Below are 10,942 nucleotides of genomic sequence, written 5' to 3' on the forward strand. Positions count from 1 at the left end.
CTTTGCAATGATTAATTTTCAACAGCCCCTAAAGCTTTGAGCGTGGCTTTCTCAACTTCAGTTAAACCCGTAACGCCCGTGATATTCATCTCCTCATAAGGTCTGTCACTTTTAAGTATTTTGAGGCACTCACCAGTCTCAAAATCCCAAATTCTAATTGTGCCATCCCGACTACAAGCAGCAATGATTTTTCCATTTGAACTGAAGGCAACAGAGTTAATTCTACTGGTATGATCTTGCAAAATTTTGAGACATTCACCTGTACTGATATCCCATAATCTTACCGTTCCATCGACACTTCCACTAACAACTATTTCACTAGAAGAACTAAAGGCAACTGAACGTATCCAATCAGTATGCCCCTGTAAGATTTGAAGGCATTCACCGCTGCGGACATCCCATAGTCTAATTGTTCGATCGATACTTCCAGTGGCAAGTATTTCACCGTTGTGGCTAAAGGTAATCGCGCGTACCCAATCCGTATGCCCCTGCAATATTTGGAGGCATTCACCAGTATGGATATCCCACAGCCTCACCGTTCCGTCCAAACCTTCACTGGCAAATATCTCGCCCAAAGGACTGAAAGCAGCCGAGTATACATAATTGTTATGTCCGTGCAACGTTTTGAGGCATTCGCCAGTACCGATATCCCACAGCCTCACCGTTTGGTCATAACCTGCACTCGCAAGTATTTCACCATTTGGACTGAAGGCGATCGATCGTGTTTCATTGCCAAATTCTGGCAAAGTATGAAGGCATTCACCACTGCGAATATCCCACAGTTTCAGTGTTTGGTCATAACTAGCGCTGGCAAGTATTTGACCCGAAGGATTGAAGGCAACTAAGTTTACCCGATCGAGGTGCCCGTGCAAAATTTGGAGGCACTTACCACTGCTGACATCCCACAGCTTGACAGTTTGTTCGTCATCGCCGCTAGCAAGTATTTTACCGTTTGGACTGAAGGCGATCGATATTACTTGATTGCGATGCCCTTGCAGTGTATTCAAGCATTCACCGCTGTCGATATCCCACAGCCTCAGCGTTTTATCGTAACTACCGCTAACAAGTATTTCACCGTTTGGACTGAAGGCGACTGACCCTACTTGATTGCTATGTCCTTGCAAAGTATTCAAGCATTCTCCAGTGCGGATATCCCACAGCTTTGCAGTTCGATCGTGACTTCCACTTGCGAGTATTTCGCCCGAAGGACTGAAGGCTATTGACCGTACTCGATCGCCATGTCCCTCCAAAGTTTTGAGACATTCACCGCTACTGATATCCCACAGTTTCACTGTTTTTTCGCTGCTGCCACTAGCAAGTATTTCACCCGCAGGATGGAAAGCTACTGAAAACACGTTTTTAGTATGACCGTACAAAATTTTGAGGCATTCACCAGTACCGACATTCCACAGCCTTACTGTTGTGTCGCCACTTCCACTGGCTAACATCTCACCAGCAGGATGGAAAGCCACTGAAAATACAACTTTAGTATGGTCTTGCAAAATTTTGCAGCATTCACCCGTGTGAATATCCCATAACCTGATCGCGCCATCAAAACTCCCGCTAGCGAGTATATTTCCATCAGGATTGAAGGTGACTGACATTACCGATCCGGTATGTCCCTGCAAAATTTTTAAACATTCACCAGTCTTGACATCCCATAACTTGATTGTATTTTCATAACTCCCGCTAGCAAGTATCTTACCGTCAGGACTAAAGGCGACTGACTCCACCACGTTGGTATGTCCTTTACAGGTCAATATTTCTCTGCAACTGCTAGCTTCCCACAAGCGAACTATGCCATCAGTATCACCTGTAGCTAACAGTTTGCCATCGGGACTAAATATGACCGATCGCACGCTGCTGAAGATTTTAGTAAAGGTAGAATTAGCTAAATTTGCTTCAGCAAAATTGACGCGGCGCAGACTAGCATTTGTAAAATCAGCACCTAAAATAACGGCACTAGAGAGGTCTTTTCCTTCTAAAGCAGTCTTGTCCTTTTTTAACAACAGAGTTGCCGCATTCCCTCCCACATAACCCACCTCGCTTTCAGTTTTACCTCGCGTTGCTTCTATAATTTCGAGTAGGGGCAATCCCCCCGTGGTTGCCCCTCTTTCGGTGGTTGCCCCTAAACCAGGGGCGGGCGGGCACGGGGACACCGCCCCTACTAGCATCGGCAACAACAAATCCATGACTGCTTTCGTCAGTGGTGCTTGTCCGAAACTCTGAAGAAGTTGACCTAAATCTTCAGCAACAAATCCTTTCAAAGGTGCGATAAGTTCGTTGTTATTTCTCTTCTGGGCCTGAAGCCGACAATAATTTGACCAAGTGTATAATTGAGGCGCTGCATTACGATCTAAACAAGACTGTTCCGGCGCAACTAATTCGGTAAAATCTGCCGCCAAAACTCCCAATTCTGCTGCAAATTTATAAGCGACAAAAAACTCTAATAACGAACGGTGCGCCGGAGCATAATCGCCATCTGCATTGCGGATCAGCATCGTTTGACCCATCATGTCGTAGTGCCAGTGGTCTAAGTCTTTTTCTTCTTGGACGACGGAACCAAACAAGCTGCGAATGCGATCGGGAAAACCGCGATAATTCAGGCTCATTTGGTTGGTTGACAGCATTTCCCACGATAACTCGCACAAAAAGTAAAGCTTATCTGCCAAAGAAGTAAAAGTCCGTTCTGCTTTGATATCTCTCTCTATTTTCCGCCGCACCGCATACAGATAGATTCGCGACATATCCACGGGTTTTCCAGCTTCAATATCGGGCAATGCTTCCAAAATTAACTCGGTCATCACCGGGCGGCGCGCTAAATCCAATAACTGCGGGTTTCCCATCACTTTTTCGACAGTCGCGGCTTCTGTTTGAAATGACAGCGCTTGCCCAATTTGCTCGTCGTTAAATTTCTCTAATTCTAAGACTTCAAATTGGGGAGTTTCGCCTGTTAAAATCGTTGTTGATGCTTGCAGTTCTGCATTGAACAATGCCCGTCCTTCCTTGCCTTCAGGAAAGTGTTCGGTACGGCAAGTGAGGATGACTTTTGCGCCAGGAACCACGGCTTTTGCTAGTTCCCAGAAGTTGTTGATGGTTTCTTGCCGATCGCACTTAGCGGCCATTTCATCAAAACCATCGAAAATCAACAGAAACTTGCCCATGCGATTGAGTTGTTCAAAGGCAGAATAACCCGCCAAAGGTATCTCGTGCTTCCGAAAGAAAAACTCGGAAAATAGCGACTCGACACTCACTGCTTTGGCGTAATCTCGCAAAGGAATTACTAACGGCAAACGCGGACGTTCTAAGCCGCGCTTTTGAGCATCTCGGTAGCGTTGTAGCGCCATCCAAGCATAGTGCATCGCAAACCAAGTTTTCCCGGTTCCAAATTCTCCTAAAACTGAAATATGTTCTTTTACTGGGTCTTCTAACCACAGGTCAATATAACCTTCGATCCAGCCATCTCGCCCGTCATAATGACTCACGCCTATCTTGCGGTGAGTATCGGGATCAATTTCTTCTTTCGTACAGGCTAGCGGCACATATTTGGCATCAATTTCTCTGCTGGTTATTTCTTTTTCTAGCCAATCCAGATAAGCGGTAAAATCGGCATCTTGGTCGAGCAATTCATCGAAAGTATAACAAGCTAAATTACGATTTTCGGCTTTCTCTATCTCATCCCGCGCGGCGCGACTGATGCGGCGGGCTGTGACTAACCACCCTTCATCGGTGCGCTGTCTTTCTACCGACTCGCGCAAAGCTGAGATATCCCTGAGTCCCGCTTCTCCGGCAATTCCGCGCACTAAAATGCGATCGTACCGATTGCGTCTGACGGGGACATTGATAATCCATTCAAAATAGTTATCTTCCGAGATTTGATAGGTTTCAAACTTATAACTTAATGTTTCAAACCACCCGCGAACTTGTTGTGATAAAATAAAAGCTTGAGACTTTTGAATATTAGTTGATGCTGCGGCGGGAAGTGCGGGATAATCTTCAGCTTCCAGTCGTGCAAACTCGGTGCGAATTCCTTCGATAGTGGGGAGGCGTTCGATGCGATCCATTACCATAGATAGGCGTTTTTGCAAAGAGGCGATCGAATTTCCCATCATCACATCTCCCAGCGTCCGCGTCCGCTTTGCTACTTCCATAAACACGGCGGCAAATGCCATGAATTCCCGTCTGGGGTCAATGCCTAAATCTCGAATTTCTTTGCCTAAAGCACTCTTATTCAGATATTCATCGCCTGCTTGAATTAAAATGGCTGGGCTATCGGACTCGAAAGCTTTGCGAAATGCTGATTCAATCTCTTTTTGGCGAAACAGTTCTAAAATCTGCTTGGGTTTGCCAGCGCCGTACTCTACTAAAGTATAAACATAAACTCCGCTAAAATCTGCGGGCGGAGCATCGGGGTCGAGGTTAAATCTTTTTAAGATTTTGATGACACTTTCATTGCGCTGAAACTTGTCTTTGATGGTGCCGAAGGGAATTGTCGTCAGGAGGCTGATAACTAAGTCGAGACTAATTAGCATGATTTAGGCTTTCCTGTTTTTCCGTGGAAGTAATGCTCAAATCTAGAATCGGTAGGCTGTGTCCCTGAAATGCGCTGCGTATCGCAAACTGCTCTAATTTTATGTTAACAGGATTTACGCGCTCCGACCAAAGAAACCGGTTTTTTACCGAATCTGCTGGTAGGAGCGAAGTATTTTCGTAAAAAACCCGGTTTCTGACCCACGGCTTGTAAGTTATATCCAGTTAATTAAGTTAGCATTTTTTAGTAAAATTGACAACGATTAAATATAGAAAATACCGACACATATTGTAGTGTAAATAGCTCGGATATTAGTTGTTATATCATAGTGCAAAAGTTAAAATATAGATAACTAACAAATAAAAGTTGCTATCTATGAAAATACAATCTTCTGTCTTAGTCCACCTGGGGTTTGGCAAATATGTACGCTCCGATCGAGTAACAGCAGTAATACCAATTGAAGAAGAACGGGGGCCTGGTCGGCGCACTTTCGTACACGTAGACGGCGAAGCAGACCCGATCGTTGCTTCACGCGCCGAAGATACAATTGTTCGTGATTTGGTGCAGGAACCGCGCGAAATAACTCAAGCTCGGCAGCAACAAGAAATCCTGCAAGATTTGCTGGCAGATTTGAGCAATGTTAACGTCACCGTGCGCCGCATCAGCCGCGATGAAGGCGGACTCGATCTCGAACGTTTGGAGCGTCGCATTCGCCAAATTTTAGACGCCTAAAAAAGAAAGACCGCCCGCGCGGTCTTTCTTTTTATTTGTGTAGCTAAAAATTTTAAGTTACGGGTTTCAATGTAATTTCGATGTCCGCTAAACCCGTGAGTTTTTCTACCACTGGCTCTTCTTCAATTCGCGGTACAAAAATAGTTAAACCTCCCGGAACGCACTCAATTGAAACCGGAGTCATACCGATGATTTCCCCGTCTAAAACCACTTTTTGAGGCGGATCGGTAGTAATTTTTATTTTTTTTGCCCGCAAATAACCGATGTCGTCGCGATCTGTAGGATTGCCGCTCAAAGCTGTTTGCAATAGGTGATAAGAAGCTGCGATCGCCCCTGCTTTATTCTGAGGTGCAACCAGCGTTACGTCCAGCAAGCCGTCATCAAAAACAATCCCCGCCGGGCCTTGAGCTAAAATGGAAGTAGGTGGCGCTGCATTCGCCACGGTGACGGCCACAGCAGTAAGGCTGATAATTCTATCTTCGGTTTCGATTTCGGCTTCAAATCTTTCTAAATTGTTTAACTGTTTAATTCCTGAAAGAATGTAAGCCAGCATTCCCCAGCGATTCTTCATTTCGCGATCGGCTAGTTCGACGGTTTCCGCCTCAAAACCCACTCCGGCTAACAAAACCATCGGCATTTCATCGTTGCAAATCGCCGCATCCACCACCCGCGTCAACCCTCCCAAAATATTTTCGCAGGCGGCTTCAATTGTATTCGGAATATCTAAAGCATTAGCAAAAGCATTAGCAGTTCCCCGCGAAATAATTCCTAAAGGAATATTGGTGCTGACAATCGCCCCAGCAACTGCGGATAATGTGCCGTCGCCCCCGCAAGCAATAATTGCCTCAACTCCCCTAGCAACTGCTTCGCGGGCGATTTGATCTGCGTCTAATTCTGGGGTTGTCAGCCGAATGTCTAAGTCAATAAAAGGCTCTAAAAGTTCCTGAATTCTAGCTAAGTCTTGGTCGGGGTCGCTGTTACCGGCGACGGGATTGAAAATTAGGCAAGCTGAACGTTCCATATTTGGTAATTGGTAATGGGTAATTGGTAAGGACTCATTGATAATATTATGTCCGGTAAATCGCCAACAATCAAATTGGTGTGTAGCGAGAACTTCAGTCCTCATAAAACTCGATAAAACTGAAGTTCTCGCTACACACCTAGAACGGTGCAGTATTTGTGCGAGAGGTTTAATTAAGACTTGACAAAAGTCCACTCTAAGACTTCGCGGGGAGCTTTGTGCAAGGCTTCCTTGATTTCCTGGTTGCTGTCGAACTTGACTTTATCCAAAAGGCACGCTTCGACGTTCACAGTAAACTTATCTTCTTCAAAAGGCCAAGGAGTTACAGTCACGAGTTCGTTGCTGTGCTGTACAATATCGTAGCGCTTGCCGTCCGGGCCGACACTAATTTCTAAAGCTCGTTCTCCTGCGGGTAACTCGCGGCTGCAAAGAATTAATGATAGCCGATCGCACCACTGGAAAAAAGCATAAGCTGCCTTAGCATCATCCTCGGAAATATTCAACTCTTTTTGCCATTTTTTTTGATTTTCCAGTTGTTTGTCCAAAAACTCGTCGAGTTCCTTCGACTCTCCCCGCTTTCCTTCATTGAGATAGCTCATGTGCATAGAAATCAGCATTGCTACCCACCTACCGCGATATAGGGAATTCTCCGTCATGGCTTTAATTTTCGGCAGAGAAGTTTCCGTCTGCAAGGTAAAATCAAAGGGCGCGCCCGCTTCAGTCAAAATATTTTCTTCCCACTCTTTCTCCAAATCGTCGTGATGCGAAATCGCCGCTATGGTTTCGTAGAGGCGAACCGGAGATTTCGAGCGCTTCCACTGTCCGCCAAGTTGGGCGGCGAGTAAAGCGTGGGCGCGGTGGTAAATAATTTCCCAGCCGGTGGCGGTTAAGTTAGCAATCATTGAATTTTTGTCCTGAATTAAATTGATACGAGTATTTGTGCGATTATTCCGCTTTCGATCCCCCCTAACCTTAAAAAAGGGGGAACCGGAATCGGTCAAAGTCCACCTTTTTAGGGGCGATCGAGACTTGCAGAAAAACGAAAGTTAAATCACAAAAGGTTCGATCGATATCTCCTGCCATTTCCCCTCAAATCGTTCGACAACCATAGGTCGGATGCGGAACTTCGGGGGACATCCATCGAGAACATCAATCCGCAAACACGAATAAGGACGGCGTTTGTGGGAACCTTGACCGCTGCGGCCGACAAATAGCAAAGATTCCGCTACCCGCCGCGCGGCTTTTTCCGATCGTCCGCCCTCACGCGCCAAGCGATAAGCTTCTGGACTCAATGGTTCCTGCAACATCGGCCCTTCCGGGCGCTGGCGGCGGAGACTGTGGCCGCTTCCCCCGCAGACAATCCAATTAATCCCAGAGTCACCGTGTCCAGTATCCCCAGTCCGCAGGTATTCCAAACAGTGAGCGTGGCCCGTCAGCACCAAATCTACTAGCGGACGCCCCCGCGCCACATCCCCAACAGCATCGGCCACCCCGTCAAGCACCTCGCGCAATCGCAACCGAACCGCCAAAGTTTGAGCTTGATTCCACTTTGTCGCCTCGGTCACGTAGGGGGGATGGTGCAGGTAAATTACCCGCCCCCGCACCTCGGAATCGCGCCAAGAGTTAATCAGCCTTTTTTTTAGCCACTCGAGCTGTTCAACATCTGTGGCGGCTGTTTTATGGGATGACAGTTGTTTGTCAATATCCATCAACATTTCGTCAACTTGCTCTAACTTGGCGCCCAAGTCGTCTAGCTGTTCGTCTTCCTCGGGAATTTCGGGGTTGAGCCGATCGCACATTTCGATCATTGCCAATTTTTCTTGTTCCAACTTCTGGCGATCGAGTTCCAAATTCTGGCGGCGGATGTCGCCCTGTTTGGTTTTCGGGATTGGTAAGGGCTCGTTGAAGGTGTTGGAGTCGAGGGCTAAGAAGTCGATGCCGCCGCTGCGGAAGGTGTAGTAGCGGTTGGGTAAGCGGGTAAAGCGTCCGGGTTGGTAGCGGAGGCAGCGGCCTGTGCTGGTGCTGGCGGTGTAGTGGGCGTCTAGGTGGCGATCGAGTTCTCCCGGTATTTTGTGAGCTTGCAGGTAGTCGAGAAACGCTTTGGCGTAGGCATTTCCGCGATCGGAACCGTGCCAGCCGACATCGAGATCCAACTTGGAACCCAACAGCCGCCGCAGCGGTAAGGCTGTGGCCGAGAGAATGCCGTAGACTATCGGCAAGTCGTAATAGTCGTGGTTTCCCGGTACTGGCAAAAACGGAAAATTAAACACCATGCGATCGTAGGCAATCCGAGAGGGATGCTCGCCGCCGACTATAAATTCTCGGTAGGGGCGAATAAAGTTTTGCAAGTAATATTCGCTGGAACCAACGAGATAAACTACATCGCCCGTGTGGAGGACGAAACGGCAAGTTTCGCGCTCCGAGACCATCAGTTCGGCAATCTGCCGCTGGGGATTGTAGCCGCGGTGATTGCCCGTGCCGCTGTCGCCTACGACTAAAAACGAAAACTCTGGAGAGTCGGTGGTTGGAGATTCCAAAACCATCCGAGTTTGGTCGATTCCCCGATCGACGATCGACTGTTCTTGCCACCGCACCCGCTCTTTCATTTTGCGGATTTTAACTTTTATTTGCGGGTCGGAAACGAATTTCAATTCACCTCTTCTCCAAAATTGCTGAGTTCCTACTTAATAGTGTAGCGATCGGGGAAGTTTTTACATCTCTCTAAAAGCTGAAAATCGACGCGCGGGTACTCAGAAACCGGGTTTTTGACGACAATACTGCCTGACAACTGAGATATTGCACCTTTCTCAATCAGCCTTTTATGGGCGGACTCTGGGGTTCACCCCCAAGAAAATTCACTCTTTGTGGAACAGGTCGTCGGGTTTTTTAAGCGAGAATGGTGCAATATGTGAGACGATCGCACTCTCCGACTCCAAGTGCGATCGAGCCCTACACCTGCCCCAAGTGGGCAACATCTGATAGAACGCAGTAAAAAAATATAAAATGCAAGCAATACAACTGTCTTTATTCTCAAACGAAAAAGAACCAATTCCTGCCAAAAAGCAGAAGAAAGCAAAATTAGGGCGTTACGAACGCATCCAACGCGAACTAGAAGCAAATGACTGCGATCCCTACAAGATATTCATTGATATTGAATCTCAGTCACTGCCAAAATCAGACTATACATTTGTCGATCTTTTTTGCGGTGCGGGCGGCATGACCCAAGGTTTATTGCAAGCAGGTTTTCGACCAGTAGCAAGCGTTGAAATTAATCCCATAGCCTCGGCAACTCACACAAAAAACTTTCCCGATTGCCATCACTTGTGCGACGATATAAAAAACTTAAATCCCCAAAAGTGGCTCGCTGAAATTGGTTCGCCAGAAATTCATGTTGTTGTAGGCGGCCCGCCGTGTCAAGGCTTCTCAGTTGCAGGAAAACGCGACCCCAACGACCCTCGAAATCGCTTATTTAGAGAGTTTGTCCGCGTAGTCTCTGAAATACGTCCTTGGTATGTTGTCATGGAAAACGTACCCGGAATATTGACTATACAAAAAGGAGCGGTTAAGCAAGCCATTTGCGAGGCTTTTCAGGAAATTGGCTATCCCCACGTTTCCGTTGCTGTTCTGGAATCAGCCACCTATGGAGTCCCGCAAATCCGGCCGCGAGCCATTTTTATTGCCAATAGATTCGGGATGCAAAATCCCTATCCCAAGCCGCAATTGTTGCCCGAACAATACAAAGCGATTGAGTCAGCAATTGATGATTTACCAGAGTATACTCCCATACCAGAAATTAACCACGAATGGACTCGTCATTCTGTTGAGTACATGGAAAGACTTTCTAAAGTTCCACCAGGCGGTTCCTTGTACGAAAGCTACGCCGATGCTTTCAAGCGACAGTATCCGGGAAAACCCAGTATGACTGTTAAAGAAAATCACGGTGGCACTCATATTCATCCTTATCTCAATCGCGTTATTTCAGCTCGTGAAATGGCTAGATTGCAAAGTTTCCCGGATTCATTTATTTTTGAAGGTTCAATGAAAAAGGCTATGTGGCAAATTGGAAATGCCGTGCCGCCTCGTTTGGCGGAGTGTATCGGCTTTGCACTTATTCCATATTTGGCTGATATTGCTGTGAACAAATTTAAGCAGCCTGAAATAATCGTTCTAGCTTCTTAGTTGCTGGTAATGGTTTACCTTCAGCTTGACAACTCTCGATTAGTAACTCCAGTACCTCTCGCGCATTGTAGATAGCTTCTTCATAAGAATCTCCGTGAGTTACTGGTTGCATTACATCCTCAAATTCCGGCAAAAACACGACAAAGCACCGATCTTCTTCTGACCATTGGATAACAACTGTATATTTCATAGTTCTGTCTCCTCTGCTTCGATTTGCCTAAGCACCTCTATTGTTTCGTTGACTAACTTCTCTAAATAGAGTTTAGCATCATTTCCGTCTTTACCAGCTATGATAATAGCCTTGGCTAATTTCGGATGCTTCCACTTACTATGACTGCCTTTTGCTGGTTGGCAAACGAATCCTGCTTTTAGCAATATGTTTTTCAATTCTCTAATCTTTTTATACCAATTTAATATGAAGCTGCATAGAATAGAGCTTCAAGAATAAAATTGTAAGATGACAACGAACTGATTTGCTC

8 protein-coding genes are annotated in these 10,942 nt (G+C 46.4%); 2 read left to right on the forward strand and 6 right to left on the reverse strand.

Going from position 1 to position 10,942, the window contains the following annotated elements; translation table 11 throughout:
• Positions 1-11: 11 nt before the first annotated feature.
• A complete protein-coding gene (locus QUA90_RS19020) occupies positions 12-4,532 on the reverse strand; it encodes a WD40 domain-containing protein (RefSeq protein ID WP_333447108.1) in 4,521 nt (1,506 codons plus the stop codon).
• Positions 4,533-4,906: 374 nt separating this feature from the next.
• Here QUA90_RS19020 and QUA90_RS19025 point away from each other — a divergent pair, with 374 nt between their 5' ends.
• Entirely contained in the window at positions 4,907-5,263 is a 357-nt protein-coding gene (locus QUA90_RS19025) for a hypothetical protein (protein WP_006631047.1), read from the forward strand.
• Positions 5,264-5,315: 52 nt separating this feature from the next.
• On the opposite strand, the gene QUA90_RS19030 is transcribed toward QUA90_RS19025, so the two are convergent.
• From QUA90_RS19030 to QUA90_RS19040, 3 genes are all read right to left on the reverse strand, one after another.
• Positions 5,316-6,284: a YegS/Rv2252/BmrU family lipid kinase gene (locus QUA90_RS19030; RefSeq protein WP_333383709.1), complete on the reverse strand. Its 969-nt coding sequence runs from the start codon at positions 6,282-6,284 to the stop codon at positions 5,316-5,318.
• Between the two features lie 173 nt (positions 6,285-6,457).
• Complete coding sequence (locus QUA90_RS19035; RefSeq protein WP_333447110.1) at positions 6,458-7,186, reverse strand: DUF3891 family protein; 729 nt, start codon at positions 7,184-7,186, stop codon at positions 6,458-6,460.
• A gap of 144 nt (positions 7,187-7,330) precedes the next feature.
• Positions 7,331-8,935, reverse strand: coding sequence for a metallophosphoesterase (locus QUA90_RS19040; RefSeq protein WP_333447111.1), 1,605 nt, complete (start codon positions 8,933-8,935; stop codon positions 7,331-7,333).
• Between the two features lie 352 nt (positions 8,936-9,287).
• Between QUA90_RS19040 and QUA90_RS19045 the strand changes: the two genes are divergently transcribed.
• On the forward strand, positions 9,288-10,463 hold the full coding sequence (locus QUA90_RS19045) for a DNA cytosine methyltransferase (protein ID WP_333447113.1): 1,176 nt from the start codon (positions 9,288-9,290) through the stop codon (positions 10,461-10,463).
• Here QUA90_RS19045 and QUA90_RS19050 read toward each other — a convergent pair.
• On the reverse strand, positions 10,429-10,653 hold the full coding sequence (locus QUA90_RS19050; RefSeq protein WP_006631052.1) for a type II toxin-antitoxin system HicB family antitoxin: 225 nt from the start codon (positions 10,651-10,653) through the stop codon (positions 10,429-10,431). The genes QUA90_RS19045 and QUA90_RS19050 overlap by 35 nt on opposite strands.
• On the reverse strand, positions 10,650-10,850 hold the full coding sequence (locus tag QUA90_RS19055; protein WP_333447115.1) for a type II toxin-antitoxin system HicA family toxin: 201 nt from the start codon (positions 10,848-10,850) through the stop codon (positions 10,650-10,652). The genes QUA90_RS19050 and QUA90_RS19055 overlap by 4 nt, the downstream gene beginning before the upstream one ends.
• Positions 10,851-10,942 lie beyond the last annotated feature (92 nt).

The organism is Microcoleus sp. D3_18_C4, from assembly GCF_036702355.1.
Taxonomy (GTDB): domain Bacteria; phylum Cyanobacteriota; class Cyanobacteriia; order Cyanobacteriales; family Microcoleaceae; genus Microcoleus.

Bases quoted from the DNA above. Each gene is read 5' to 3' on its own strand.
- QUA90_RS19030 (WP_333383709.1), bottom strand. From the start codon at position 6,284: ATGGAACGTTCAGCTTGCCTAATTTTCAATCCCGTCGCCGGTAACAGC.
- QUA90_RS19025 (WP_006631047.1), top strand. From the start codon at position 4,907: ATGAAAATACAATCTTCTGTCTTAGTCCACCTGGGGTTTGGCAAATAT.
- QUA90_RS19045 (WP_333447113.1), top strand. From the start codon at position 9,288: ATGCAAGCAATACAACTGTCTTTATTCTCAAACGAAAAAGAACCAATT.
- QUA90_RS19050 (WP_006631052.1), bottom strand. From the start codon at position 10,653: ATGAAATATACAGTTGTTATCCAATGGTCAGAAGAAGATCGGTGCTTT.
- QUA90_RS19020 (WP_333447108.1), bottom strand. From the start codon at position 4,532: ATGCTAATTAGTCTCGACTTAGTTATCAGCCTCCTGACGACAATTCCC.
- QUA90_RS19035 (WP_333447110.1), bottom strand. From the start codon at position 7,186: ATGATTGCTAACTTAACCGCCACCGGCTGGGAAATTATTTACCACCGC.